Source organism: Polaromonas sp. P2_G11 (assembly GCF_056403595.1).
In genome coordinates this window covers 496,521-521,355 of the sequence record NZ_JBFUFE010000003.1, presented here as the reverse complement: position 1 = coordinate 521,355, position 24,835 = coordinate 496,521, and the positions used below count along the sequence as shown (strand labels likewise).

General features: G+C 64.6%; 23 protein-coding genes. 15 read left to right on the top strand and 8 right to left on the bottom strand.

The window, feature by feature from the left end; translation table 11 throughout:
- Nucleotides 1-3 precede the first annotated feature (3 nt).
- Entirely contained in the window at nucleotides 4-576 is a 573-nt protein-coding gene (gene ruvA / locus AC1DWQ_RS13150; RefSeq protein ID WP_477648181.1) for a Holliday junction branch migration protein RuvA, read from the bottom strand.
- Nucleotides 577-669: 93 nt separating this feature from the next.
- Here ruvA and AC1DWQ_RS13145 point away from each other — a divergent pair, with 93 nt between their 5' ends.
- Nucleotides 670-1,680, top strand: a complete 1,011-nt coding sequence (locus AC1DWQ_RS13145) for a PhoH family protein (protein ID WP_477670040.1) — start codon at nucleotides 670-672, stop codon at nucleotides 1,678-1,680.
- Nucleotides 1,670-2,125, top strand: a complete 456-nt coding sequence (gene ybeY, locus AC1DWQ_RS13140) for an rRNA maturation RNase YbeY (protein ID WP_477670039.1) — start codon at nucleotides 1,670-1,672, stop codon at nucleotides 2,123-2,125. The genes AC1DWQ_RS13145 and ybeY overlap by 11 nt, the downstream gene beginning before the upstream one ends.
- A 68-nt stretch (nucleotides 2,126-2,193) precedes the next feature.
- On the opposite strand, the gene dtd is transcribed toward ybeY, so the two are convergent.
- From dtd to AC1DWQ_RS13125, 3 genes are all read right to left on the bottom strand, one after another.
- On the bottom strand, nucleotides 2,194-2,643 hold the full coding sequence (dtd, locus tag AC1DWQ_RS13135; protein WP_477670038.1) for a D-aminoacyl-tRNA deacylase: 450 nt from the start codon (nucleotides 2,641-2,643) through the stop codon (nucleotides 2,194-2,196).
- Entirely contained in the window at nucleotides 2,643-3,401 is a 759-nt protein-coding gene (locus AC1DWQ_RS13130) for a substrate-binding domain-containing protein (RefSeq protein ID WP_477670037.1), read from the bottom strand. The genes dtd and AC1DWQ_RS13130 overlap by 1 nt, the downstream gene beginning before the upstream one ends.
- 76 nt (nucleotides 3,402-3,477) lie before the next feature.
- On the bottom strand, nucleotides 3,478-4,392 hold the full coding sequence (locus AC1DWQ_RS13125) for a cation diffusion facilitator family transporter (RefSeq protein WP_477670036.1): 915 nt from the start codon (nucleotides 4,390-4,392) through the stop codon (nucleotides 3,478-3,480).
- 121 nt (nucleotides 4,393-4,513) lie between these two features.
- On the opposite strand from AC1DWQ_RS13125, the gene AC1DWQ_RS13120 reads away from it, so the two are divergent.
- Nucleotides 4,514-5,080 (top strand): FecR family protein, encoded by a 567-nt coding sequence (locus AC1DWQ_RS13120; protein WP_477670035.1) that lies wholly within the window; start codon nucleotides 4,514-4,516, stop codon nucleotides 5,078-5,080.
- The gene (locus tag AC1DWQ_RS13115) at nucleotides 5,077-5,688 is read left to right on the top strand and encodes an OmpA family protein (RefSeq protein ID WP_477670034.1); all 612 of its coding nucleotides are present in this window, start codon (nucleotides 5,077-5,079) and stop codon (nucleotides 5,686-5,688) included. Before AC1DWQ_RS13120 ends, AC1DWQ_RS13115 begins: the two co-directional genes overlap by 4 nt.
- Nucleotides 5,689-5,808: 120 nt before the next feature.
- On the opposite strand, the gene tyrS is transcribed toward AC1DWQ_RS13115, so the two are convergent.
- A complete protein-coding gene (gene tyrS, locus AC1DWQ_RS13110; RefSeq protein ID WP_477670033.1) occupies nucleotides 5,809-7,041 on the bottom strand; it encodes a tyrosine--tRNA ligase in 1,233 nt (410 codons plus the stop codon).
- A 225-nt stretch (nucleotides 7,042-7,266) separates the two neighbouring features.
- Between tyrS and AC1DWQ_RS13105 the strand changes: the two genes are divergently transcribed.
- Together AC1DWQ_RS13105 and AC1DWQ_RS13100 are read left to right on the top strand one after the other, a co-directional pair.
- A complete protein-coding gene (locus tag AC1DWQ_RS13105) occupies nucleotides 7,267-8,631 on the top strand; it encodes a peptidoglycan DD-metalloendopeptidase family protein (protein ID WP_477670032.1) in 1,365 nt (454 codons plus the stop codon).
- 143 nt (nucleotides 8,632-8,774) lie between these two features.
- Nucleotides 8,775-9,920 (top strand): anhydro-N-acetylmuramic acid kinase, encoded by a 1,146-nt coding sequence (locus AC1DWQ_RS13100; protein WP_477670031.1) that lies wholly within the window; start codon nucleotides 8,775-8,777, stop codon nucleotides 9,918-9,920.
- A gap of 131 nt (nucleotides 9,921-10,051) precedes the next feature.
- Here AC1DWQ_RS13100 and AC1DWQ_RS13095 read toward each other — a convergent pair whose 3' ends face one another.
- Nucleotides 10,052-11,920 (bottom strand): M48 family metallopeptidase, encoded by a 1,869-nt coding sequence (locus tag AC1DWQ_RS13095; protein WP_477670030.1) that lies wholly within the window; start codon nucleotides 11,918-11,920, stop codon nucleotides 10,052-10,054.
- 100 nt (nucleotides 11,921-12,020) lie between these two features.
- Entirely contained in the window at nucleotides 12,021-12,659 is a 639-nt protein-coding gene (locus tag AC1DWQ_RS13090; RefSeq protein WP_477651343.1) for a 5-formyltetrahydrofolate cyclo-ligase, read from the bottom strand.
- Nucleotides 12,660-12,668: 9 nt separating this feature from the next.
- Between AC1DWQ_RS13090 and AC1DWQ_RS13085 the strand changes: the two genes are divergently transcribed.
- Entirely contained in the window at nucleotides 12,669-14,798 is a 2,130-nt protein-coding gene (locus AC1DWQ_RS13085) for a lytic transglycosylase domain-containing protein (protein ID WP_477670029.1), read from the top strand.
- Between the two features lie 157 nt (nucleotides 14,799-14,955).
- On the opposite strand, the gene AC1DWQ_RS13080 is transcribed toward AC1DWQ_RS13085, so the two are convergent.
- Nucleotides 14,956-15,345, bottom strand: coding sequence for a RidA family protein (locus AC1DWQ_RS13080; RefSeq protein WP_477648168.1), 390 nt, complete (start codon nucleotides 15,343-15,345; stop codon nucleotides 14,956-14,958).
- A gap of 149 nt (nucleotides 15,346-15,494) precedes the next feature.
- On the opposite strand from AC1DWQ_RS13080, the gene AC1DWQ_RS13075 reads away from it, so the two are divergent.
- The 8 genes from AC1DWQ_RS13075 to AC1DWQ_RS13040 all read left to right on the top strand — a co-directional run bounded on the left by AC1DWQ_RS13075 (nucleotide 15,495) and on the right by AC1DWQ_RS13040 (nucleotide 24,697).
- Nucleotides 15,495-17,051 carry an ABC transporter substrate-binding protein gene (locus AC1DWQ_RS13075; protein WP_477670028.1) on the top strand — a complete coding sequence of 519 codons (1,557 nt, stop codon included), beginning with the start codon at nucleotides 15,495-15,497 and terminating at the stop codon, nucleotides 17,049-17,051.
- Between the two features lie 185 nt (nucleotides 17,052-17,236).
- Entirely contained in the window at nucleotides 17,237-18,178 is a 942-nt protein-coding gene (locus AC1DWQ_RS13070; protein ID WP_477648166.1) for an ABC transporter permease, read from the top strand.
- Between the two features lie 4 nt (nucleotides 18,179-18,182).
- Nucleotides 18,183-19,031, top strand: a complete 849-nt coding sequence (locus AC1DWQ_RS13065; protein ID WP_477670027.1) for an ABC transporter permease — start codon at nucleotides 18,183-18,185, stop codon at nucleotides 19,029-19,031.
- Nucleotides 19,028-20,053 carry an ABC transporter ATP-binding protein gene (locus AC1DWQ_RS13060; RefSeq protein ID WP_477670026.1) on the top strand — a complete coding sequence of 342 codons (1,026 nt, stop codon included), beginning with the start codon at nucleotides 19,028-19,030 and terminating at the stop codon, nucleotides 20,051-20,053. The genes AC1DWQ_RS13065 and AC1DWQ_RS13060 overlap by 4 nt, the downstream gene beginning before the upstream one ends.
- Nucleotides 20,050-21,039 carry an ABC transporter ATP-binding protein gene (locus tag AC1DWQ_RS13055; RefSeq protein WP_477670025.1) on the top strand — a complete coding sequence of 330 codons (990 nt, stop codon included), beginning with the start codon at nucleotides 20,050-20,052 and terminating at the stop codon, nucleotides 21,037-21,039. The genes AC1DWQ_RS13060 and AC1DWQ_RS13055 overlap by 4 nt, the downstream gene beginning before the upstream one ends.
- The gene (locus AC1DWQ_RS13050) at nucleotides 21,036-22,319 is read left to right on the top strand and encodes an amino acid deaminase (protein WP_477670024.1); all 1,284 of its coding nucleotides are present in this window, start codon (nucleotides 21,036-21,038) and stop codon (nucleotides 22,317-22,319) included. Before AC1DWQ_RS13055 ends, AC1DWQ_RS13050 begins: the two co-directional genes overlap by 4 nt.
- Nucleotides 22,320-23,231 carry a MurR/RpiR family transcriptional regulator gene (locus AC1DWQ_RS13045; protein ID WP_477670023.1) on the top strand — a complete coding sequence of 304 codons (912 nt, stop codon included), beginning with the start codon at nucleotides 22,320-22,322 and terminating at the stop codon, nucleotides 23,229-23,231.
- Nucleotides 23,228-24,697: an N-acyl-D-amino-acid deacylase family protein gene (locus AC1DWQ_RS13040; protein ID WP_477670022.1), complete on the top strand. Its 1,470-nt coding sequence runs from the start codon at nucleotides 23,228-23,230 to the stop codon at nucleotides 24,695-24,697. The genes AC1DWQ_RS13045 and AC1DWQ_RS13040 overlap by 4 nt, the downstream gene beginning before the upstream one ends.
- Nucleotides 24,698-24,835: the final 138 nt, after the last annotated feature.

The window sequence follows — 24,835 nt, the reverse complement described above, 5'->3', positions numbered from 1 at the left end:
GGCCTATTTCGCCAGCGCCTTCAACGCCAGCTTGATGCCGTCACTCACGCCGATATCTTTGGGCAATGCCTTCAGTGCCAGTGCGGCGTCGCGGTCGCTATAGCCCAGCGCCACCAGGGCCTGCAGGATGTCGGACTGGGCATCGTTGGCGACGCTGACCTGGATACCGATGTCGGCGCCCAGTTTGCCCTTGAGTTCCAGCAACAGGCGTTCGGCGGTCTTTTTGCCGATGCCGGGCACCTTGATGATGCGGCCGGCTTCCTGCTGGGTGACGGCTTGCGACAGCTCTTCAACGCTCATGCCGCTGAGCACGCTGAGCGCGGTGCGTGGGCCTACGCCGGAAATCTTGATGAGCTGGCGGAAGGCGGCGCGTTCGGTGGCGCTGCCGAAACCGTAGAGGATTTGTGCGTCTTCGCGCACCACAAAGTGTGTCAGCAGGCTGACTTTTTCGCCCAGGCCGGGCAGGTTGTAGAAGGTGCTCATGGGCACCAGTACCTCATAGCCGACGCCGTTGCAGTCCACCAGGATTTCCGGGGGATTTTTTTCGGCCAGCTGGCCAGAGAGTCTTCCTATCATGGGCAAATCTTATCAGTCAGACGCAGGCGCCTGTTTGGGCGGACAATTGTGTTTTTCCGCCTTTAACCGCCGTTTTCCAGGAAAACCACCGCCTTGATTCTTCGTCACACCTTCACGCCGCCGAACAACACCCGCATGGGTCACCTGTGCGGACCCATGGACAGCCACATCCGCACCATCGAAGTGGCGCTGGATGTCACGATTGCCCACCGCTTCGAGCAGTTCAAGATCGACGGCACCAAGGTGAAGGCCAACCAGGCGCTCGAGGTGCTGCAGGCCCTGTACGAAATCGCCCAGCGGCCCATAGAGCCCGAAACCGTGCAGCTGATGCTGGCCGGCGACACCGCGCTCAGCATCGCGCCCGACGGCGCCATGGCGCTGTCGACCCGCCGCGCCGACCTGCGCGCCCGCACCACCAACCAGGGCACCTACCTGGAAAACATTGCCACCCACGACATCACTTTCGGTATCGGCCCCGCCGGCACCGGCAAGACCTACCTCGCCGTGGCTTGCGCGGTGGATGCATTGGAGCGCAGCACGGTGCAACGCATTGTGCTGACCCGCCCGGCGGTCGAGGCCGGCGAGCGCCTGGGTTTTTTGCCGGGTGACCTGAGCCAGAAGGTGGACCCTTACCTGCGTCCGCTGTATGACGCGCTGCATGAGCTGATGGGTTTTGAGCGCGTGCAAAAGGCCTTTGAGCGCCAGCAGATCGAGATCGCGCCGCTGGCCTTCATGCGCGGCCGCACGCTGAACCACGCGTTTGTCATCCTCGACGAAGCGCAAAACACCACGCCCGAGCAGATGAAGATGTTTTTGACGCGCATCGGCTTTGGCAGCAAGGCTGTGGTGACGGGCGATATCAGCCAGGTCGATTTGCCGCGCACGCAGTTGAGCGGCCTGGTGGATGCCGAGCGCGTACTCAAGCGCGTCAAGGGCATTGCGATCACCCGCCTGACGAGTGCCGACGTGGTGCGCCACCCGCTGGTGGCCCGCATTGTTGATGCGTACGACAAGACGCGGCCCGGCATCGCGGCAGAAATTGCTACAGATTCGATAGCTGCTCCCGCACGGCGCACAAGCGCCAGGAGCCGAAATGGCTCTTAAGAACCTGAGCTTGTCCTTGCAGTTTGGCGACCTGAAAGACGCCGCCCGCCACCGCGCAGCGCTGCCGCGTCACAGCGTGGCCCGCTGGATCCGCCACGCGCTGGCGCACGACGGCGAGATCACTGTGCGCATCGTCGACGCCGAAGAAGGCCAGGCGCTGAACCGTGACTACCGCCAGCGCGACTACGCCACCAACGTGCTGACCTTCGACTACACACGAGAGCCGGTGGTCACGGCCGACCTGGTGCTGTGCGCGCCGGTGGTGGCCAAAGAGGCGAAAGAGAACAAAAAGACCTTGCAGGCCCACTACGCCCATCTGCTGGTGCACGGCACGCTGCATGCGCAGGGCTGGGACCATGAAACCGGCGAAGCCGATGCCGAAGCCATGGAAGCGCGTGAAATCGAGATCCTGGCCGGCCTGGGCGTCAAAAACCCTTACCGCTGAAATTCAAGGTTTATTGGGCTTCAGCCCAATAGGGACGGGCGCAAGCAGCTATTGAATTAATAGCGAGTTTATGTGCCCGGCACGACCTGCAGCGGAATCGTTACCGGCCCGTCATTGACCAGGTGCACCTGCATGTCGGCTGCGAATTGCCCGGTTTCGACTTGCGGATGCACGCCGCGGGCCTGGGCCACAAAGTAGTCGTAGAGCCGGCGCCCTTCGTCAGGCGGGGCCGCACCGGTGAAGCTGGGCCGGTTGCCGCCCGAGGCGTCAGCCGCCAGCGTGAACTGGCTCACGATCAGCAGGCCGCCTTGGACGTCCTGCACGCTCAGATTCATCTTTCCCGCGTTGTCGGAGAAGATGCGCAGCTTGAGAAGCTTGGCCAGCAGCTTGTCAGCCTGCGCTTCAGCGTCGCCGCGCTCAGCGCACACCAGCACCAGCAGCCCGCCGCCTATCTGGCCGACGGTTTCGCCGGCAATCACCACGCGGGCTTCGGCCACGCGCTGCAGCACGGCCTTCATCAGTCGGTCACGCCGGCCGCGACAAACAGCGGCTTGCCGACCGGGCCGGCCAGGAAACTGACGAACTGCTGGGCCACATCCTGCTGTTTGCCGGAAGCCAGCGGCGCGGCGGTGTACGACGTGTAGTTCTGCACTTCGGCCGGAACCGGGCCGACGAACTTCAGGCCCTTGTCCCTGTATAGAAGAATCTCGGTCATCGCACCGAAACCGATCTCGCGGCCCTTGCCCTTGAGCACGTGCTCCATCACCGAGGCGCCGTCGGGATAACGCGTGGTTTTGCTTTCCACCTGCGCATACACGTCCATCTTCCTGAGCAGGCCCTCCAGGTACAAGCCGGTGGAGGCGCGGTTGAACACCAGCGAGTCGGCGGCCAGCACCGAGCGTTTGAGTGCCTCGGCATTGGCGATGTCGGGCACCGGTGCGCCTTCGCGCACAGCCACACCCATCCCGACACGGCCGACGTTGGCGCGTGTTTCCGCCAGCTTGCTGGCCGCGGCAAATTCGCCGATGACGGCGGGCGGCGCGATCACCACGTCAAACGCCGGGTTGCCGTCCATGCGCTTTTTCAGCTCGGGCGCGGTGTTGAAGGTGATTTTGGCGGTGTGGCCGGTCTGCTTTTCAAAAGCTGCCGCTGCCGCCTTGAGGCCGGGCTCGATGGCGCCGGCGCTCAGCACCTGGAGCTCCGCCGCCTGCGCGGCGGCGCTGAGCAGTGCGCAGGCAAGGACGCGGGCGGCAAGCGCAAGAGGGGGTCGTTTCATCAAGGCTCCTGGTCTCAGGGGTAGAAAGTCGGAAGGTCGGGGAAATTATCGGCGGCCGGAAGAGGGCGGCAGGCCATCAGATCAGGTCGGCCTCATCGTCGAAATGGGCTTCCACATCGGTGGGCAGCAGCTGGATGCTGGCGCGCAGGCCGGGCACGGCGCTCATCAGCGCCTGCTCAACGCTGGTGCGCACGGCCGCCGCGCGGCCCAGCGACCAGCTGGCCGGCATGTGCATGTGCATATCGACAAAGCGCCGCTGGCCGGCGCGGCGCGTGCTCAGGTGGTCAAAGCGGATGGTGGGGTGGCTGAAGCCTGCGAGTGTTTTCTGGATCTCGGTCAGCACTTCAGGCTCCACCGCCTCGTCCATCAGGCCCTGTGACGAGCGCCAGACCAGCCGGCCTCCCTCCCACAGGATATTCAGGGCCACGCCGATCGCCACCACGGCGTCCAGCCAAAGCCAGCCGGTCAACATGACAGCACCTATGCCGACCACCACGCCGGCTGAGGTCCAGACATCGGTCACGAGGTGCCTGGCGTCGGCCTCAAGCGCGATGGACCGATGCTGCCGGGCCGCGCGGAACATCGCCCAGGCCAGCAGGCCGTTGAGCGCCGAGCTGCCCACCGACAACGCCAGGCCCCAGCCAAGCTGCTGCAGCGGCCGAGGGTCCAGCATGCGGTGCACGGCAGCCCAGATGATGGCCAGCGCCGCGCCGACGATCAGCGCACCCTCGAAGCCGGACGAAAAATACTCGGCCTTGTGGTGGCCGTAGGGGTGGTCGTCGTCGGCAGGGCGCTGCGCAATCGTGACCATGGCCAGGCCAAAGAGGGCGCTGGCCAGGTTGACGAAAGACTCCATGGCGTCAGACAGCAGGCCGACCGAATCCGTGATGTACCAGGCCGCCGTTTTGAGGACGATGGTGGCTGCGGCCACGGCGACGGAAGTGCGCAGCAGCCGCTGCGGCGTCAGGGATTGCCAGGCGGGAAAATTCATCTGTGCATTGTGAGGTATGGGGGCATGCCGGGTAACAAACCGGAGAAGGATGGCGGGGTGGTAAGACTTGCCTGGCGAATCGTAACTAAAGGTAATGGATAATCCGCCCAAAGAGGTCTTCATGAAACATCGCTATCTGACAGCCTTGGCCGGACTGATGCTTGCAGCCGTGCAAGCCGCCGCACAAACCCGGCCGGAACCTGCCGCGGGTGCTCCGGCCACCCCGGCAGCGGCGCCGGCGCCTGCCGTCGAGGCATCGGCCATCCCCGCTTCTGTACCCTTGCCCCCGCCTCCACCCGCCCCGGGGCAGGCCGGCTTTCTGAAAACCCTGCGCGGTGATGTCAAGCTGCTGGAGGCCGGCGGCGCAGCGCGGCCGGCAAAGGCCGGAGACCCCGTGTTGCCCGCCGGCCGCATCGTCACAGGCGCCGACTCCGCCGCCAGCCTGGTACTGCGCGACGGCACCACGGTGGTGGTGGGTCCGGCTTCGCAACTGGACATCAAGGGTTTCAGCTTTGATGCCACCACACAAGAGGGCGGCCTGCTGCTCTCCCTGCTGCAAGGTTCGCTGCGCATGATGAGCGGCCTGGTGGGCAAGGCCCATCCCGAGACCGTGCGCATCGAGACCAAGACCGCTTTCATCGGCATTCGCGGCACCGACTTCATCGTGCAGGCGGACCCACAGCCATGAGAATCCATTTCCCCCTTCTCTCCGCCATTCTCCTGAGCACGCTGCTGGCGGCTTGTTCCACCGGCACCCGTGTTGTGCTGCTGCCGCAGGAGGGCGGTACGCCGTCCGCCGTGGTGGTGCGCGCCAGGGAAGGCGCAGGCGGCGAAGCGGTGCTGTCCGTGCCTTTCCAGCGTGCCACGGCAGCGCGGGGTTCAACGGGTGCCCCCAGGGTGGACCAGGCTGATCCGGCCAAGGTTCGCGCCGATAACGCTGCGCTGTATGACATGGCGCCGCCCAGGGGCAAGCGTTACACCGTGTACTTTGATGCGGGCGGCACGGTGCTGACGGCCGAGTCGCAGAAAATCATGGAAGACGTGCTCGCCGATGCGCTGGCCCGAAGTGGCGGCGACATCGTGATCACCGGCCATACCGACACTGTGGGCGCCGGAGCCAGCAACGACGTGCTGTCGGCCCAGCGGGCGCAGCAGGTGCGCCAGATACTGATCGACCGCCAGTTTCCGGCAGAGCGTATCGAAGCGGCGGGCCGGGGCGAGCGCGACCTGGCCGTGCCTACCGCTGACGAAGTGGAAGAACCGCGCAACCGGCGCGTGGCCATCGAGGTTCGGTAACAAGATGACTGGTATGCAGGTTAAATGCCTGTAGACCAATAGGGGTAAGCGCAAGCAGCTATTAAAATAGTAGCGTTCGGTCGCCGCCCCGAGTCTGCGGAAAGCGCCCCGGGCCGCAGTTCAGGCCAGCGTGACCCTGGCAAACTTGCGTTTGCCCACCTGCACCACATACGTTCCGCTGTTCAGCTTGAGCGCCTTGTCGCTCACCACGCTGGAGTCAATCCGCACGCCGCCGCCTTCAATCAGGCGCGTGGCTTCGCTGCCCGAGGGCGCGAGGCCGGCCGCCTTGAGCAGCGCGCCTATCCCCATCGGCGAACCGGACAGCGACACCTCGGGAATCTCATCCGGCACGCCGCCCTTGCTGCGGTTGATGAAATCCTGCTCGGCGGCGTCGGCTGCGGCAGCGGAATGAAAGCGCGCAGTGATTTCCTTGGCCAGCGCCACTTTGGCGTCCTTGGGGTTGCGCCCGCCGTCCACTTCGGCCTTCAGCGCTGCGATGTCGGCCTCGCTCTTGAACGACAGCAGTGTGTACCACTTCCACATCAGCACATCGGAGATCGACAGCACCTTGGCGAACATGGTGTTGGCGTCTTCGCTGATGCCGATGTAGTTGTTCTTGCTCTTGGACATCTTCTCGATGCCGTCCAGGCCTTCGAGCAGCGGCATGGTCAAAATGCACTGCGGCTCCTGGCCGTATTCCTGCTGCAGGTGCCGGCCCATCAGCAGGTTGAACTTCTGGTCGGTGCCGCCGAGTTCCAGGTCGCTCCTGAGCGCGACCGAGTCGTAGCCCTGCATCAGCGGGTACAAAAACTCATGCACGCTAATAGGCGTGCCGGCCTTGAAACGGTCGTTGAAGTCGTTGCGCTCCATCATGCGGGCCACGGTGTAATGAGAAGCCAGCTTGATCATGCCGGTGGCGCCCAGCGGTTCGCTCCATTCGCTGTTGTAGCGCAGCTCGGTTTTGGCGGGGTCCAGGATCTTGTCGGCCTGGGCGCGGTAGGTTTCGGCGTTGACCTTGATCTGCTCGGGCGTGAGCGGGGGCCGTGTGGTGTTGCGCCCGGACGGGTCGCCGATCAGGCTGGTGAAGTCGCCTATAAGAAAAATGACTGTATGGCCCAGATCCTGGAGCTGACGCATTTTGTTCAGCACCACGGTATGTCCGACATGAATGTCAGGCGCCGTCGGGTCCAGCCCCAGTTTGATGCGCAGCGGGACGCCCGTGGCCTCCGATTTGGCCAGTTTTTGTATCCAATCGTTTTCCGGGATCAGCTCATCGCAGCCGCGCAGGGACACCGCCAGGGCCTCCCTGACGCGGTCGGTGACGGGAAATTTTGTAACAAGCTCTTGATTCATAAGGGTTTTTCACATGTCGGGGAATTGTCCGACAGATATACTGGCGGCTCTCCTGCAGCGGCGGAGCCATTTTAGTTGGCCTGCAATTTGCTGATCAGGAAACTCATAACCGGATGGCTCCGGCCCCACCCCTGAATCCAGGGCTGGCCGCCAAAGCTCTCCACCTTTTATACAGCAGTCCGGTGCTCGCGCAGCGCCCGATGCACTTTTGTTGGGAATACTGCTTTGCCACTGCCATCTCCCTCCCAGATACTGCTGCCCATCGCCGACAGCCTCCGTCGCCATCCCAAACGGGTCACCGCCAGCCTTGCAGCACTGCTGCTGGGCACAGGTGTCACAGCATTCGGCGTTGCGCCCCTGGCACCCGATGCGGCCAACCTGCCGGTCCGCCAGATACTCGAAGCGGTCGAGCCTTTGCCCACGCAGATACAGACCGATTCCCTCACCGATTTCCGTTTCAAGCTGTTCCGCACCGAAAGCACCCGCAGCAGCGATACCGCCGACACCCTGCTCAAGCGCCTGAACATCGACGACAGCGCCGCAGCCGCCTTTTTGCGCAGCGACGCCAATGCGCGCCTGCTGTTGTCGGGCCGTGCCGGAAAGAACGTAACCGCCGAAGCCAGCGACAGCCAGCAACTGCTCAAGCTCAGCATGCGCTGGCCCACTGACGACGAAACGATGTTCAAGCGCCTCGTGGTCGAGCGCGGCGCCGCCGGTTTCAGCTCGCGCATTGAAACCGCCCCGTATGTGGCTACTGCGCGCTTGTCCAGCGGCAGCATCCAGACGTCGCTGTTCGCCGCCACCGACGACGCCCGCATTCCCGATGGCGTAGCGGTGCAGATCGCCGAAATTTTCTCCAGTGACATCGATTTCCGCCGCGCACTGCGCAAGGGCGACCGCTTCAACGTGGTCTATGAAAGCCTGGAAGCCGACGGCGAGCCGCTGCGCACCGGTCGCGTGCTGTCGGCCGAGTTTGTCAACGCCGGCAAGGCCTACCAGGCCATGTGGTTCCAGCCTCCGGGCGTGGACGCCGCGGGCGTTGCCCACAGGGGCGGCTATTACACGCTCGACGGCCAGAGCCTGCGCCGCGCCTACCTGAGCTCGCCCGTCGAGTTCTCGCGCATCAGCAGCGGCTTTTCAATGCGCTTTCACCCCATCCTGCAAAAATGGCGCGCCCACCTGGGCACCGACTTCGCAGCAGCTACGGGAACACCTGCACGTACCGTCGGCGACGGCGTGGTGGAGTTTTCGGGTGTCCAGAACGGTTACGGCAACGTGGTGTTCGTTCGCCACCGCAACGGCCATGAAACTGTTTATGCCCACCTGAGCAAAATCATGGTGCAGCGCGGCCAGAACGTCAGCCAGGGCCAGACCATCGGTCTCGTCGGCTCCACCGGCTGGGCCACCGGCCCACACCTGCATTTCGAGTTCCGCGTCAACGGCACCCAGCAGGACCCGATGACGATCGCCAAGCAGAGCGAGACCATTCCCGTGTCTACGGCTGCCATGCCGGCATTCAGGGAGCTCTCGGCGGGCGTGAAGACTCAGCTGCAAGCGGCCGCCACCATCACGCAAACCCGCGCTGAGTAACTAGAGCCCCCACGTTCGCTCACTGCGTGTAGCTCTCTGCCCCCCGAGGGGGCGCTGCGCCTGCGGTCTGGCAAAGCCAGTCCCGCGGCCCCTGCTGGTAAAGGCGGGGCTTTCACATTCGCCCACTGCGGCAAAATAGGCCCATGCCTACAACATCCGATCTCTTCATTGGCCTGATGTCAGGCACTTCGCTCGACGGTGCCGATGGCGTGCTGGTCGATCTTTCCGGTGGAAAATTGCGCGTGCTTGCTGCGGCCACCGAATCCTTTGATGGGCTGTTTCGCGCGGAGCTGCTGGCGCTGAATTCGCCCACGGACAACGAACTGCACCGGGCCGCCGTTGCTGCCAATCACATCGCGGCGGCGTATGCCAAAGTCGTCGCTGCGCTGCTTGTCCAGGCTGCTGCACAGGGGATCGTCGCCTCGCAGGTTCGCGCCATTGGCGCGCATGGCCAAACCGTGCGGCACCAGCCCCAAAGAACATCCCCCGACCCGGCGGGCGCAGGCTACACGCTCCAGCTCAACAACCCGGCTTTGCTGGCAGAGCTCACGGGCATCGACGTGGTGGCTGATCTTCGCAGCCGCGATGTGGCGGCCGGTGGCCAGGGCGCACCTCTGGTGCCGGCATTTCATCAGGGCGTTTTCGGCCAGGCGGACGTCACGGTGTCGGTGCTGAACCTGGGCGGAATTTCCAACCTCAGCGTGCTTCCGCCTGGCGCGTCGTCACCCGTGCTGGGTTTTGACTGCGGACCGGGCAACGCCCTGATGGATGCATGGTGCCTGCAACACACCGGTCAGTCTTATGACGCCAGCGGCGCCTGGGCGGCCACGGGCAAGCTGTTGCCGGACCTGCTGGCCAGCCTGCTTGACGAACCCTACTTTGCGCAACCGATTCCCAAAAGCACCGGCCGCGATCTTTTCAGCATGACCTGGCTGGCCGGCAAGCTCGCGCCCTTTTCCGCGGCGCGGCCACAAGACGTCCAGAACACCCTCGCTGAATTCACGGCAAGCGCCTGCGCGGCGGACGTCAACAGCCATGGAAAAGCCAGCAGCCTGCTGATCGTCTGCGGCGGCGGCGCGTTCAATACCCATCTTCTTGGGCGCCTGCAGGCCGGGTTGCCGCAGCTCAAGGTTGAGACTTCCGGCCAGCATGGTTTGCCACCTTTGCAGGTGGAGGCGGCGGCCTTTGCGTGGCTGGCACAGCAGGCGGTGTTGCGCAGGCCCGGTAATTTGCCAAGCGCGACGGGGGCAAAGGGGTTGCGGGTGCTGGGGGCGGTCTACCCCGCTTAGGCTGGGACGGATAGCGGTCGGTCTTGTTCCGGCGTTGCGCTTTCGTCTGAGGATTGCTGGCCGGGCTACCCCCGGCCAATCGCCCTCAGCAAAGAGCGCAAAGGCCGGAGCAAGAACCGGCCGATAAAAGCCTACCCCGCCAACTGCTTCCGCATCACCTCATGCCGGTGCCGGTAAGTCCCCAGCACCTCTTTGAACTGCTCACGCTGCGCACTGATGCCGGGCAGCTTTACCTTGGTCGTCTTGGCACCCAACAGGCCTTTTTCAGTCAAGGTAACCGTGAGGACATCACCGCCAAAACCGTTTTCATAGCCAAGGTTCTGAATGTCGTCCCACGAAAGTTCATCGGGCTTGCCAGGCAGCTGCAGGCCGCTGTATGTCACACCGACAGAGAGGGTGCCCTTGAGCTGAAACAGCACAGGGGGAAAGTAGCGCAGCACCAGCGCCTGCTCCATGTCATTGTCCGGCCCGTAGCGGTAAGCGAGGGTACGTTCATGGTCGGCGGCAAAACCCTGCTCGTAGGCCGACCACAGTCGTTGCTCAATCTGCGGCGCGGTCTGTATGTCGTCAGCCCAGTTGCGCAATGGTGGATCAGTCACGATGGCGCCGAAAGCGTCGGGCTTGACCAGGTGATGCACATTCTTCATGCGGTCCAGCATGGCCGGGTGCGAGTCAAACGGATGCGGCACGCTGGCTGTTCCCATGGCTTTCACGAATTTGGTAGAGGCGGCGTAGTGTGTCAGGCCCGAGGCCACAAACTGCGCAATGCCGAGTTGCTGGCCGTGCTGCCGGTCGTGCTCGAACAGTTCACGCTCGATTTCCGACCGGTAGCTTGCGTAGGCGGTAATCTTGATCAGCGATTCCACAATGGCCTGCGGCGAAACCAGCTTCGCGGCGGCGCGGTCGGCCTTGAATTCGCGCTCGCGGCTGTCACGCATCAGCGCGAATTCAAATATCACCCGGTACAGGTACATCAGGTGATAGACCGCAACCGTCAGACCACCGCCACGCATCAGGCCGAGGTAGTGGTCGTACTGCACAAGCTTGGGCCCAAGCCGGGCGCTGCTGGCGGCATCACCACCGCGAAAATGCGCGAGCTCATGGCCCAGCACGGCATCGGCCTGGGCACGGTCCAGCAGCCGCAGCAGCGGAAGGCTGACAAACAACGTGCGGCCGGTCAGCGCCTGGCCGGCCACGGTAAGCGGCGCTTCGGTGACAAAAAAATTGGTGTCAATGCCCGCCACGATCTGTTTGGGCGGCGCGGTCTTCAGGCGCGCGGCCAGAGCGCGTGTGTTGGCCCAAAGGCCCGGCGCGTCGCCGTCGCTGACCAGCTCCCCGTCAATGGTGTTTGCCATGGCGGGGCGCCGCAGCAGCCCGGCAATGGCAAAGAACACCGCGACAGCCACCACAAAGCCGATCAGCGCGATCAGCTTGATGTAATACACGTGAAAGAAGAATGCCGTCACCCAAAAGGACAGCCAGACAAGCATGGTGCCCTGCACCAGCATTTGCGCCGCGCTGGCCAGGCTCAGCAGGCGCCAGCCGGTCACAAAACTCAGGTACCGGGCCTTGCGGTTCCAGAAAGCCACGGCGCCCAGCAGCAGTTCCACCAGCAAGATGGCCACACCGCCGGCAATCGTCCATTTGGCGATGAGATGCGCTGCGTAAAACTGCCAGACTTCGGAGAACGGCTCGCAGAACATGTCCCTGTCCTGCACGAGGTCGGCGTTGGCGTCGGCACATATGCGGGAGACCGGGTTGTCACGGTAAAACTTCTTGGTGTGCGCCTTGCTTTCGGCGGACATGCTCGAGTCCTGGTCGACCTGCCGCTCTATCGACTGGATGATGGTGCGGTCGAGTTGCTGCTGTGCATGCCTGGCGAACAGCAAGGTTGAGCCCGGAACCAGAAACAGCGTCACCAGCGCGAGGGCCAGAACTTTCAGCAGGTCCTTCCTGATCCTGCTGCTCACCGTATTGCCGTCTTCTCCACTGCCTGCCATGCTCCGCTCCCTGTTTTTTAGTCATTAACCGCTTTGCTCGAGTGGCTAATATACCGGCCCTCGCCTGCTTTCCAAGGCGGGCGAAGCGAGCGCTGAGCGGTCACACCGGCCAGACCACGCCCTTGTCGTTCAGGATGGCATCGAGCGGAATGTCGTGCGGCTCGGGCTCCATGTCGGGCAGCCAGCCCTGGGTATAGCCCAGGCCCACTGTGAAAGGCCGTGGTTGCAGCGTGGCCAGCGTGCGGTCGTAAAAGCCCCCGCCATAGCCCAGCCGATAGCCCCCGGGGCCGTAACCTACGCAGGGCACGAACAGCAGGGTGGGAATAATCACCTCTGTATCTTTTGGTTTCGGAATGCCGTAGGCGTCTTCTTCCATGGGGCAGCCCGGGTACCAGGCATGGAAAGTCAATGTCTTGTGCAGCTTGTTGACCACCGGCAGACCGATCTTGCGCGGCGACCGCGCTGCTATGCTTTCAGTAGCTAGTTGCGCACGTTCCACCTGGTCCAGCGCCGGATTTGATGACGAATCCTGGCTCAAAATGGCATCTTCCTGCCAGCGGTACAGCGCAGGCAGCGGATCGAACTCGCCCTTGATGGGCCAATACGCGCCAATCACCTCGTGCGTGGAACCTACCAGCCAGATGCGCATCACACGCTGCAGCAGGTCAGCCCGCACCAGGCGGTCAGGCATGTTCAGTCGCGCTTCCACCAGCGCCTTGCGTATGCTTAATTTGTCCATAATGTCCCGATGCTATACAAATTTCTTAACGGCCCGGTACGTGCGGCCTCCCTGCCCGCCATTTTTTCCGCGATTGCCTCCCTGACGCTGCTCGTCCCTGCAACCGCCCAAACCACCCTTCCCGCAAGCGCCAGCGCAGCCGACAACGTGATTGTGGAGATGAACAAGGCTTTCAAACGCGGCGACAAGGGCCGGCTGGCACAACTGCTGCCCCAGGCCCGGGGCCACGCGCTTGAGCCCTGGGCGGCCTACTGGGAACTCAAGACGCGACTGGGCGAAGCCAGTGCGCAAGAGGTGCAGGATTTTTTCGGCCGTTACGCCGGCACCTACCAGGAAGACCGGCTGCGCAACGACTGGCTGCTGCTGCTGGGCCAGCGCCGCGACTGGGCCGGCTTTGCCGCTGAATACCCCAACTACCGGATGAACGATGACAAGGAAGTGCGTTGCTACGCACTGCTGGTCGAACACCTCAAAAATCCGGTGGCTGATGCGCGCCTGGCCGACGAAGTGAAAAAGAACTGGTATGCACAGCGCGAGGCAGACGACGGCTGCAACTCGGCCGCCGAGCGGCTGGTTGGCACCAAAAACCTCACAGCGCAGGACGTCTGGATCAAGGCCCGCCTGGCCACCGAGGCCAACCGGCCACGCGCAGCGACCAGTGCGGTGCAGATCATTGCGCCCGACGCCGTCGGCATGGTCAATGAACTGAATGCCAGCCCCATCAGGTTCCTGGCGGGCAAACACCTCGCGCTCAGCAAGGCGCGGCGCGAAATCGTCACGCTGGCGCTGATCAAGATGGCGATCAGCGACACGGACGGAGCGGCATCCCAAATGGAAAACAAATGGGGCATGCAGCTGAATACCGAAGAGCGCAACTGGGTCTGGGGTGTGATCGGCAGGCAGGCCGCCACCCGCCTGGGCACCACGCCTGCAGGCGACGCGCTGCAGTACTTTTCTAAGGTCACCAAGGACACCGACCTCAGCGATGACATGCTGGGCTGGAAAGTCCGGGCCGCATTGCGCGCAGGGACACAGCCCAACTGGACGCTCGTGCTGGCAGCCGTCAACGCCATGAGCGACGACGCGCGCAAGGAACCTACCTGGAGCTACTGGAAAGCGCGCGCGCTGCTGGCCACCGCGCCGCCTGACGCAGCGCCCAAAGGCCCGATCGTCGTCGCGACCACACCCGGCGTAACGCAAACCATCAGCACCGGCATCACCATTGCGCCGCAGCGAGCCGAAGCCCTGGCCTTGCTGCAGTCCTTCGCGTCGGCCCGTGGTTTTTACGAGCAGCTCGCGCTGGAAGAGCTGGGCCAGAAGATCACGGTGCCGGCCAGACCAGCGCCGCTGACGGCCGAGGAAAAAGAAACTGCACGGCTGAACCCGGGCCTGAACCGCGCCGCTTATGCCATCGCCGTCGGCCTGCGCCCCGAAGGCACGCGCGAGTGGAACTACAGCACCAACCTGCACAAGCGCGGTGGCATGGCTGACCGCGACCTGCTGGCGGCCGCCCAGTTCGCCTGCGACCGGCAGATCTGGGACCGCTGCATCAACACCAGTGAGCGCACCAAAGGCGAGATCGATTTCGAGCAACGCTTCCCGATGCCGTTTCGCGAAACGGTGACCAAACGCAGCCAGTCCATCAACCTCGACCCGGCCTATGTGTACGGCCTGATCCGCCAGGAAAGCCGTTTCATCATGGACGCGCGCTCCGGCGTGGGCGCTTCGGGCCTGATGCAGGTCATGCCGGCGACGGCACGCTGGACGGCCAAAAAAATCGGCCTTGAAGGCTTCACGCAAGACCAGCTCAATGACCGCGATACCAACATCGCGATCGGCACGGCCTACCTCAAGTTTGCGCTGGATGACCTGAACGGCTCCATGCCCATGGCCGCCGCAGCCTACAACGCCGGCCCCGGGCGGCCACGCCTCTGGCGCAACGGGCCGGTGCTGGACGCTGCGATCTGGGCCGAAAGCGTGCCGTTCAGCGAAACGCGCGACTATGTGAAAAAAGTGCTGTCGAACACCACCAATTACGCGGCCATCCTGACGGGGCAGCCGCAGTCGCTGAAAGCACGGCTTGGCACCGTGGGGCCCAGGGATGCGGCGCAGCCGGAGCCTTACAAGGATCTGCCTTGAAGTATTTTAGGGACGAGTGCGGGCGGCTATTGAATTGATAGCGTTTTTTCAGGGTTGTTATTAATTTTCCGGCGCACCCTCCTCTGGATCCTGCTGGCCGGGCAACCCCCGGCCAGCAACCCTCAGCAAAAAGCGCAACGACAGAACAAGCCAGGCCTCAGCCCTTTGGCTTATAAGCCACAACATCAATCTCCACCCGCGCATCCACCATCAACCGCGCTTCGGTCGTCGAGCGGGCCGGCTTCTTCTCACCGAAATAGCCCATGTAGATGCGGTTGAAACTGCCGAAGTCGCGCGCGTCCTGCAGCCAAACAGTGCTCTTGCAGACGTCGTCCAGCGTGCAACCGGCCAGGGCCAGCACCGCCTGCAGGTTCTTCATCACCTGGTGGGTCTGCACCTCAATCCCGCCGGTCACGATCTCGCCGTTTTCATTGGCCGGCACCTGGCCGGAGACATAGACGAAGTCACCGGCGCGTACGGCGGGTGAGAACGGTCGGGGCTGGCGGTCGGAGGCCAGCGGAGGATTTCCGAAATGTTCCAGAGGCATGAAGAACTCCTTTTTTCCAGTCTCTTTTATGGCAAATTATGAAATATATTTTCATGAATATGCGCAAATACTCGGGTTTATCCTGAAAATGATCGTCTTCAGGTCAATTAATCTTCACTTTTGAAATTTAACTTCAATCAGGAGTTGTCATGATCCGTGGAATTCGCATGCACCGCCGCACTGCCTTGTCCTCCCTGTTGGCCCTGGGTGCGGCCGGCGCCGGCTTCGGTCCGGCCGCCGCGCAGACGGGCAAGTCAGCCCTGAATCTGGCCATGGTGGCTGAGCCGCCGACGCTGGACATCCAGTCGACCCCGGCCGACCTGGTCTGCATCATCATGCAGCACGTCTACGAGCCGCTGTTCACCTTCGACGCCAAGGCGGCCCTGGTGCCGATGCTGGCCGAGGCGATGCCCAAGATATCGGCGGACGGCAAGCTCTACAGCATCGCCCTGCGCAAGGGCGTGATGCTGCACAGCGGGCGCGAGCTTCATGCTGACGACGTGGTGGCCAGCCTGAAGCGCTGGATGGAAGTCTCGCCGCGTGGCAAGTCGGTGGCGGTGCAGGTGGCCGACCTGTCGGCCAAGGGCCCACTCAGCGTGGAGATCAGCCTGAAGAACGCCTATGCGCCGCTGCTCTCGCAGCTGGCGATGGCCTCGGGCATGGCAGCCATCATGGCCAAGGAATCGCTGGCCCAACCGCTGCGCGAATACGTGGGCACGGGGCCCTACAAGTTCAAGGAGCGCAAGCCCGACCAGTATGTGCTGCTCACCCGCTTCGATGGCTACACCGCGCGCAATGAAGCTGCCAGCGGTTACGGCGGCAAGCGGGTGGCCGTGGTGGAGGAACTGCGCTTCGTACCGGTGCCCAATGCCAACACGCGGGTGGAGGGTGCGCTGGCCGGCCAGTTCCACTACGCCGATCTGCTGCCGATCGAGGCGCTGCCGCGGCTGGAAAAAGCCGGCGGCAAGGTCGTGCCCATCATGACGCCCTCTTTCGGCTTTCCTTACCTGGTGTTCAACACCAAGGAGGGTTCACTGGCGCATCAACCGGTGCGCAAGGCGGTGCAGACCGCGCTGGGCGAAGGCGAGATGCTGGCAGCGGGCTTTGGCGACACGCGATTTTTCATCGCCGAAGGTAACCACTTCCCCAAAGGCACGCCCTTCTATTCCACAGCCGGCACCGCAGCCTATAACGAACGCGATGCCAAGAAGGCCAAGAGCCAGGCCGAGCAGGCCGGCTACAAGGGCGAGCCGGTGCGTATCCTGACCAGCCGGCAGTACGACTTTCACTACAACATGGCATTGATCATGGCCGAGCAGCTCAAGCGTGCCGGCTTCAAGGCCGAACTCAACGTGGTCGAGTGGGCGACGCTGCTGCAGCGCCGCGCCGACCCCAAGCTGTGGGACATCTACATCACCCATTCGGGCCTGTTCCCCGAGCCCATGCTTTCACCGCCGCAGCTGGGCGACGGCGCGCCGGGCTGGTGGAGCTCGCCCGCCAAGGCCGAGGCACTGGCCGCGCTGAACCAGGAGCCGAACCCTGCCAAGCGCGGTGCGCTATGGGGCAAGGTGCAGCAGGTGGTGTATGACGAGGTGCCTTACATCCAGGTGGGCAAGTTCGCCAGCCTGTCGGCGCGTGCGCCTGCGCTGCAGGGCTACACCCCCTACACCTACCCGTTCTTCTGGAACACCAGCCTAAAGAGTTGAGCCCCCACGCTTTTCACTCCGTGTAATGCGCTGCCCCCCGAGGGGGCCGTCCGCCTGCGGCCCGGCAAAGCCGGTTCCGCGGCTCAACTGGCTTTATTTCGCTGTTCTTTCGGCGGGCGTGGAGATGGGGACGTGGAGTGCCTTCGAATGAGTAAAAAATTCGCATCATTGAATAGAGCAACGTCATGACACGGTACCTCCTGTCCCGGCTGGGCGGCATGCTGGTGGTCATGGCCATCGTGGCGGTGCTGGTTTTCATCCTCACGCGCGCTGCCCCGGGTGACCCGATCGCCGTGCTGCTGGGCGACCAGGCCACGGCCGAGGACATCGCGCGCGTGCAGAAGGTCTATGGCCTGGACAAGCCCCTGCCGGTGCAGTTCGGCTTGTGGGTCCGGGAGCTGGCGCGCGGCAACCTGGGCGAATCGATCTTTCTGCAGCGCCCGGTAACCCAGGCGCTGTGGGAGAGGGCCGAGCCCACGACCCTGCTCTCGCTGATGGCCATCGCCATTGCCGCGCTGATCGGTGTGCCGTGCGGCATCGTCTCGGCCGTGTATCGTGGCAGGGCCGTCGACCAGGCTTTCACCGGCTTCGCCATGCTGGGCGCCAGCATACCCAGCTTCTGGTTCGGCCTGGTGCTGATGCAGATCTTCGCGGTCTCGCTGGGCTGGTTCCCCGTCTCGGGCTATGGCGAGCCGGGCGCCTCGCTGGCGGCCCGCATCCACTGCCTGGTGCTGCCGGCCACGGTGCTGGGCGTGCTCAATTCAGCGCTGATCATCCGCTTCACCCGCGCTTCGATGCTGGATGTGCTGGGCGAGGACTACGTGCGCACTGCCCGGGCCAAGGGGCTTTCGGAAAACGTGGTGGTGCTCAAACATGCGCTGCGCAACGCGCTGGTGCCCATCGTCACCGTGCTCGGCCTGACAGTGGCACTGATGATCGGTGGCGCGGTGGTCACCGAGACGGTGTTCGGCCTGCCCGGCGTGGGCAACCTGGTGGTGAGCGCGGTGATCCGGCGCGACTACCCGGTGATCCAGGGGGCACTGCTGGTGGTGGCGGCAATCTATGTGGTGATCAACTTTGCGATCGACCTGCTCTACACCGTGGTCGATCCACGCGTGAAGTACTGAAGCGATGCGTATGCCTCAACTTCCTCTCATCCTGCGCAAGCTGTTTCGCCGCCGTATCGTTCTGGCCGCGGCCATCGCTTTGGTCGTGGTGGTGCTGGTATCACTCTTCGCCGGCCCCCTGAGCGGGCTGGACCCGAACGAAACCGCCGTGAGCCAGCGCCTCTCGCAACCCTCTTCTGCTCACCTGTTCGGCACCGACGAACTGGGCCGCGACCTGTTTGCCCGCATCGCCTTCGGCGGACGCTATTCGCTGACCATCGCGCTGCTGACGGCGCTGGGTTCGGTGGTGGCCGGCACCTTGTTTGGCCTGATCGCGGGTTTCTTTCGCCGGCTCGACGCGCCCGTCATGCGGCTGGTCGATGCCATGATGTCCTTCCCCGACATCCTGCTGGCAATCGCCCTGGTCGGCATTCTCGGCCCCTCGATGTTGAACGTGGTGCTGGCCCTGGTGCTGGTCTACACGCCTCGCGTGGCGCGGGTGGTGCGCGCCTCGACGCTGGTGGTGCGCGAGCTGCTGTTTGTGGAAGCGGCGCGCGCCGTCGGGGTCTCCACCGTGCGCATCCTCTGGCGCCATGTGCTGCCCAACCTGATGTCGCCGATTCTCGTGCAGGCTTCCTTCATCTTTGCCTACGCCATCCTGGCGGAAGCCGCGCTGTCTTTCCTGGGTGTGGGCGTGCCGCCCGAAATCCCGACCTGGGGCACCATGGTCGCCGGCAGCCAGCAATACGCCCACCAGGCGCTGTGGATCGTGCTGTTCCCGGGCCTGGCCATCATCCTTACCGCGCTGTCGCTTCAATTGCTGGGCGACGGCATCCGCGACCTGCTGGATCCGCGCCTGCGGAAATCGATGTGAACCGTCTCGAAGTACGCCACCTTTCCACCTTCTTCGACACCGACGAAGGCCTGATCCGCTCCGTCGCCGACGTGAGCTTCAACATCCGTGCCGGCAAGACCACAGCCCTGGTCGGCGAATCGGGCTCGGGCAAATCGGTCACCAGCCTGACGCTGATGCGCCTCTTGCCGCGAACCGCTTCGACGCAGGTCAGCGGCCAGGCCCTGTTCGTCAATCGCGCCGGCGAAACGCTGGACCTGTTGACGCTGCCCGAGCCGCGCATGCGCGCAATCCGCGGCAACGAGGTGGCGATGATCTTCCAGGAGCCGATGACCAGCCTGAACCCGGTCTTCACCGTGGGTGAGCAGGTGGCCGAATCGCTGCGCCTGCACAAGGGCCTGGGCCATGCGGCCGCCCTGGCCCAGGCCCTGCGCATGCTGGAGCTCGTCGAGATCCCGGCGGCTGCCCAGCGCCTGCATGAATACCCGCACCAGCTTTCGGGCGGCATGCGCCAGCGGGTGATGATCGCGCTGGCCATGGCCTGCGACCCGACGCTGCTGATCGCCGACGAACCCACCACCGCGCTGGACGTTACCATCCAGGCGCAGATCCTGGCGCTGATGCGCAGGCTGCAGGCTGAGACCGGCATGAGCATCCTGTTCATCACCCACAACCTGGGCGTGGTGGCCCACCATGCCGATGACGTGGCTGTGATGTACGCCGGCCGCATCGTGGAGGCCGCGCCCGTCAACGACCTGTTCGCACGGCCGCAGCATCCTTACACGCAGGGCCTGCTGGCCTGCCTGCCGGCGCAGCAGCGCGGGCGGGCGTCGGCGGGCGAGGGCTCACATGCGGCGGGAGGCAAGCGCCGACTCTATGCCATCCGCGGCCAGGTTTCCAGCCCGCTGGCGCCGCCACCGGGTTGCGCTTTCGAGCCGCGCTGTGACAAGGCCATCGCGGCCTGCCGCGACGCCATGCCGGCGTTGCGCAACGACGAAGCCGGCGGCAGCGCCCGCTGCATCCTGGTGCCGGAGGCCGCATGAGCGCACAGACCCCAGCCGCTGCGCCCTTGATCGAGGTGCGCAACCTGCAGAAATTCTTCGGTTCCTCTGTGCGGCCAGTGCGCGCCGTGGACGATGTGTCCTTCGTGATCCATCCCGGCGAGACACTGGGCCTGGTGGGCGAATCGGGCTCGGGCAAGAGCACCATCGGCCGCGCCCTGCTGCGCCTGGTCGACAGCACCGGCGGCACGGTGAGCTACCGCGGCGAAGACCTCGGCGCGGCCTCGGGCAGCCGCATGCGCGCGCTGCGCAGCAAGCTGCAGATGATCTTCCAGGACCCATACGCCAGCCTGAACCCCAAGATGCGGGTACGCGACATCCTGGGCGAGGCATTGCAGGTGCATGGCCTGGCCAAAGGCAAGGAGGCCACCGCACAGCGCATCGCCGAGCTGTTGCAGTTAGTGGGGCTGCCGCCTGAACACGCGGCGCGTTACCCGCACGAGTTTTCCGGCGGCCAGCGGCAGCGCATCGGCGTGGCGCGGGCCCTCTCGGTGCAGCCTGAATTCATCGTGGCCGATGAGCCGCTCTCGGCACTGGACGTTTCCATCCAGGCGCAGGTGGTCAACCTGCTGTGCGACCTGCGCGATAGCCTGAAGCTGACCATGCTGTTCATCTCGCATGACCTGGATGTGGTGGAATACCTGTGCGACCGGGTGGTTGTGCTGTACCTGGGCCGGGTGATGGAAGTGGCGCCGACGGCGCAGCTGTTCGCGCGGCCGCTGCATCCCTACACGCAGGCCCTGCTGGCCGCTTCGCCCAAACCGGACCCGACCATCAGGATGGTGCATGTGCCCTTGAAAGGCGACATGCCCAGCCCGGTCAATCCGCCTTCGGGCTGCGTGTTTCGCACACGCTGCCCGCATGCCATTGACGCCTGTGCCGAGACACGGCCGGAGCCGCGCGACATGGGCGGCGGCCGCCTCAAAGCCTGCATCCGAGACGACATCGAATCATTGACGACACCATGACACTGCAAGATATTCTCGACCCCCTGCTCGACGCCTCCTGGAAGGGCTTTCCGCACCATAGCCCGCCGCTGCGCCGCTCGGCCGTTGGCACCCAGGGCTGGAACGTGCTGCGCGGCGACCTGCCGTTGCCGCTGGCCGTGATCCGCCGCGACGCTCTGGCCGGCAACCTGCAATGGATGCAGGGTTTTGCCGGCAGCCACGGCGTGGGCCTGGCGCCGCACGGCAAAACCACCATGTCGCCGCAGCTGTTCCGGCGTCAGCTCGATGCCGGCGCCTGGGGCTTGACCTTCGCCACCGTGACGCAGCTGCGCGCAGGCGTGACGGCCGGTGCGAAACGCTGCCTGATCGCCAACCAGGTGTTCCAGTCGGTGGACCTGCAGGGCATAGCCGACCTCAAGCGTGCCCATGCCGGGCTGAGGGTGGCTTTTCTGGTGGACTCACTGGCGCAGGCGGAGCTCATTGAAGCCTGGCATGCGGTGAATGCACACGCTGAGCCTTTCGACGTGCTGCTGGAGATCGGTGTGGACGGCGGCCGCACCGGCTGCCGCAGCCACGAGCAGGCGTTGGCCCTGGCTCAGCGCCTGCGCAGCGGCAAGGCCACGCGGCTGGTCGGCATCGAATGCTACGAAGGCCTGGGCGCCACCGGCCAGTCAGACGCCGACACGGCCTACGCCAATGCGCTGATGCAGCGTGTGCGCGACATCGCCAAAGCCTGCGACGAACAACAGTTGTTCGAAACGAATGAAATCCTGCTCACGGCCGGTGGCTCCGCCATCTTCGATCTGGTAGCCGAACACCTGAAGATGAAACTGTCGCAGCCTGTGCAGGGCCTGCTGCGTTCGGGCTGCTATGTGACGCACGACCATGGCACGTACCACCGCTTCATGAATACGGTAGCTGCGCGCATGGGCTGCGGCCATGGCTTGCACGCGGCGATGGAGGTGTGGGCGGCGGTGCAATCCTGCCCTGAACCGGGCCTGGCCATTCTCGCGGTGGGCAAGCGCGACATCTCCTACGACCTGGAGCTTCCCGTGCCCCTGGGTGTGTGCAGAGCGGGCGAGGCCACCATGACACCGGCGCCTGCAGACTGGAAGATCGCCGGCCTGAACGACCAGCATGCCTACCTGCGCGGCAGTGGCCCCGAACACCAGGCCCTGCGCGTGGGCGACCTGGTTGCGCTGGGCATCTCCCACCCCTGCACCACCTTCGACAAATGGCGCTGGATGCCGGTGGTGGACGAACAAAACAACGTGTGTGACGCCATCGTCACCTGCTTTTAAATGACTCCACGCGTCCTTGAAAAAATTGCCGAGATCATGGACCGCGCGCCCGCTGCGCGGCGCACTGTGCTGGCCCTGATCCTGGAAGACCCGCAGCGCGTGCTGGACGAAACCTTCGAGACCCTGGCACAGCGCGCCAACAGCTCGGTCCCCACCATCATGCGCACCTGCCGTGACCTGGGCTACCCCGGGCTGCGCGAGTTCAAGCTGGCGCTGGCGCAAGAACTCGCGGTGGGCGGCTCGCCGCTGAACCGGCGCGTGCGCATCGATGACGACACCCGGCAGGTCATCGCCAAGGTGACGCGCGGCGCCACCACGGTGATCAACAGCGTGCAGGCCCAGCTCAATGTGGAAGCGGTGCAGGCGGCGGCCGACGCCATCGTCGACGGCGCCCGGGTGGACTGCTATGGCGTCGGCGTCACCTCCAACTTCATGGCCTCCGACTTGCAGGCGCGGCTGTACCGCATGGGCGTGGCTTCCAACAGCTACCTGGACCCGCACCTGCAGCTGATCTCGGCCGCTACCATCGGCCCGCGTGGCGTGGTGATGGCCATCACACATGTCGGCGGCATGCCCTCGTTGCTGGAGGCTGTGGACGTGGCGCGCTCGCAGGGCGCCACCATCATCGCGCTCACCCAGCCCGGCTCGCAGCTGGCGGCGCTGGCCGACATCGTGCTGGGCGTGGAAGTGGCGCCCGACCCGGTAATGCCGGTGGGCCCCGAGGCCTACCTGGCGCACCTGACGGTGATCGAAATCCTCACCGTGCTGGTGGCGCAGCGCCTGGGCGACAAGGCCGTGAACCGGCTGGCCAACATCCAGCACACGCTGGAAACACGCGGCGTGGACATGCACCACCACCCCCGGCTGGACTGGGACGAAGGCGCCAAGCTCACCATGGGGAAAGTACGATGACGCGCGCCACCTTGCTGGAAAATGGCCTGCTGGTGGACGGTACCAGCGCGACTGGCCGATCAGGTGACCTTCTGCTGGCGGGCGACCGGATCGTGGCCATGGGCCCGGACTTGCGTCGCAGCCTGCCGGACGGCCTGTCTCTGTCCGATGTCCAGGTGTACGACTGCAGCGGCCTGGTGATTGCGCCCGGCTTCGTCGACGTGCACACCCACGACGACGCTATCGTGCTGAACGCGCCCGGCATGTTTCCCAAGCTGTCGCAGGGCATCACCACGGTGGTCACCGGCAACTGCGGCCTGTCGGTCGCGCCTTTCGTGGTGGAGGAACCGCAGGGCGCCCTCACCCTGCTGGGAAATTCATTCAAGTACCCCTCGGTGGATGCTTATGCGCAGGCGGTGGGCGAGGCGCAGCCGGCCGTCAATGTAGCGCCGCTGATCGGCCACACCACGCTGCGCTATGCCTGTGTGGACGACCTCAACCGGCCAGCCACCGCCGGCGAAGTGGCCGCCATGTGCACCCTGCTGGAGCAATGCATGGCCCAGGGCGCGATCGGCCTGTCGTCGGGCCTCTTTTACGCCGAAGCCATGCCGGCACCGGCCGCCGAGGTGACATCGCTGGCGCGCGTCGTCGCGCGGTACGGCGGCATTTACGCCACACACATGCGCTCGGAGATGGCCGACATCCTGGAGGCCATGCACGAGGCCGCCGGCTGCGCCTTCGAGGCAGGTGTGCCGCTGGTGATCTCGCATCACAAATGCGCCGGCCCGGCCAACTGGGGCCGCACGCAGGAGACGCTGCCGCTGATCGACACGCTGGCGCAGCGCCAGGACATCGCGATGGATGTCTATCCCTACGTGGCCGGCTCGACCGTGCTGCGCGAAGACCTGGTCGACGGCATTATTGACGTGCTCGTGAGCTGGTCGGCCCCGCATCCGGAAATGATGGGCCGCACCCTGGCGTCGATTGCAGCCGAGTGGGGCGTTGACCAGAAAACAGTTTGCCGCCGCCTGCAGCCCGGCGGGGCCTGCTATTTCCAGATGCACGAGGACGACGTACGGCGCGTCATTGCCCATCCGCTTTCCATGATCGGATCGGACGGCCTGCCGCATGACAAGCATCCGCACCCGCGCCTGTGGGGCGCCTTCCCGCGGGTGCTGGCGCGCTATTGGCGCGAGCAGCAGCTGTTTTCGCTGGAGACCGCGATCTACAAGATGACGGGCCTCTCGGCGCGCAACTTCCGCCTGCACCAGCGCGGCCAGTTGCAGCCGGGCTGGTACGCCGATGTCGTGGTGCTGGACCCGGTCCGAGTGCGCGACGTGGCGACGTACGAAAACCCGATCGCGCTTTCGGACGGCATTGAAAAAGTCTTTGTGAACGGCGAACTGGCCTACGTCGCCGGCGCTGCTGATGCGGCCAGCGTCAGGGTGCAGGCGCGCGCCGGGCGCCTGTTAAAACGGCATGTGTAATAAGAAACACCCCCGTCCAGGCTCACTGCGTGTAGCCTGTTCCCCCCTCAAGGGGGCGGCGCCTGGGGCCGGCGAAGCCGGACCCTCGGCCCCCACTGGTAGTGCCCCAAGAATTCTTTAACCCAGCATGAGCCGTGG

Excerpts from the sequence above, each read along its gene's own strand:
- ruvA (WP_477648181.1), bottom strand. The coding sequence starts at position 576 with ATGATAGGAAGACTCTCTGGCCAGCTGGCCGAAAAAAATCCCCCGGAA.
- ybeY (WP_477670039.1), top strand. The coding sequence starts at position 1,670 with ATGGCTCTTAAGAACCTGAGCTTGTCCTTGCAGTTTGGCGACCTGAAA.
- dtd (WP_477670038.1), bottom strand. The coding sequence starts at position 2,643 with ATGAAGGCCGTGCTGCAGCGCGTGGCCGAAGCCCGCGTGGTGATTGCC.
- AC1DWQ_RS13130 (WP_477670037.1), bottom strand. The coding sequence starts at position 3,401 with ATGAAACGACCCCCTCTTGCGCTTGCCGCCCGCGTCCTTGCCTGCGCA.
- AC1DWQ_RS13125 (WP_477670036.1), bottom strand. The coding sequence starts at position 4,392 with ATGAATTTTCCCGCCTGGCAATCCCTGACGCCGCAGCGGCTGCTGCGC.
- AC1DWQ_RS13120 (WP_477670035.1), top strand. The coding sequence starts at position 4,514 with ATGAAACATCGCTATCTGACAGCCTTGGCCGGACTGATGCTTGCAGCC.
- AC1DWQ_RS13115 (WP_477670034.1), top strand. The coding sequence starts at position 5,077 with ATGAGAATCCATTTCCCCCTTCTCTCCGCCATTCTCCTGAGCACGCTG.
- tyrS (WP_477670033.1), bottom strand. The coding sequence starts at position 7,041 with ATGAATCAAGAGCTTGTTACAAAATTTCCCGTCACCGACCGCGTCAGG.
- AC1DWQ_RS13100 (WP_477670031.1), top strand. The coding sequence starts at position 8,775 with ATGCCTACAACATCCGATCTCTTCATTGGCCTGATGTCAGGCACTTCG.
- AC1DWQ_RS13095 (WP_477670030.1), bottom strand. The coding sequence starts at position 11,920 with ATGGCAGGCAGTGGAGAAGACGGCAATACGGTGAGCAGCAGGATCAGG.
- AC1DWQ_RS13090 (WP_477651343.1), bottom strand. The coding sequence starts at position 12,659 with ATGGACAAATTAAGCATACGCAAGGCGCTGGTGGAAGCGCGACTGAAC.
- AC1DWQ_RS13085 (WP_477670029.1), top strand. The coding sequence starts at position 12,669 with ATGCTATACAAATTTCTTAACGGCCCGGTACGTGCGGCCTCCCTGCCC.
- AC1DWQ_RS13080 (WP_477648168.1), bottom strand. The coding sequence starts at position 15,345 with ATGCCTCTGGAACATTTCGGAAATCCTCCGCTGGCCTCCGACCGCCAG.
- AC1DWQ_RS13075 (WP_477670028.1), top strand. The coding sequence starts at position 15,495 with ATGATCCGTGGAATTCGCATGCACCGCCGCACTGCCTTGTCCTCCCTG.
- AC1DWQ_RS13070 (WP_477648166.1), top strand. The coding sequence starts at position 17,237 with ATGACACGGTACCTCCTGTCCCGGCTGGGCGGCATGCTGGTGGTCATG.
- AC1DWQ_RS13065 (WP_477670027.1), top strand. The coding sequence starts at position 18,183 with ATGCGTATGCCTCAACTTCCTCTCATCCTGCGCAAGCTGTTTCGCCGC.
- AC1DWQ_RS13055 (WP_477670025.1), top strand. The coding sequence starts at position 20,050 with ATGAGCGCACAGACCCCAGCCGCTGCGCCCTTGATCGAGGTGCGCAAC.
- AC1DWQ_RS13050 (WP_477670024.1), top strand. The coding sequence starts at position 21,036 with ATGACACTGCAAGATATTCTCGACCCCCTGCTCGACGCCTCCTGGAAG.
- AC1DWQ_RS13045 (WP_477670023.1), top strand. The coding sequence starts at position 22,320 with ATGACTCCACGCGTCCTTGAAAAAATTGCCGAGATCATGGACCGCGCG.
- AC1DWQ_RS13040 (WP_477670022.1), top strand. The coding sequence starts at position 23,228 with ATGACGCGCGCCACCTTGCTGGAAAATGGCCTGCTGGTGGACGGTACC.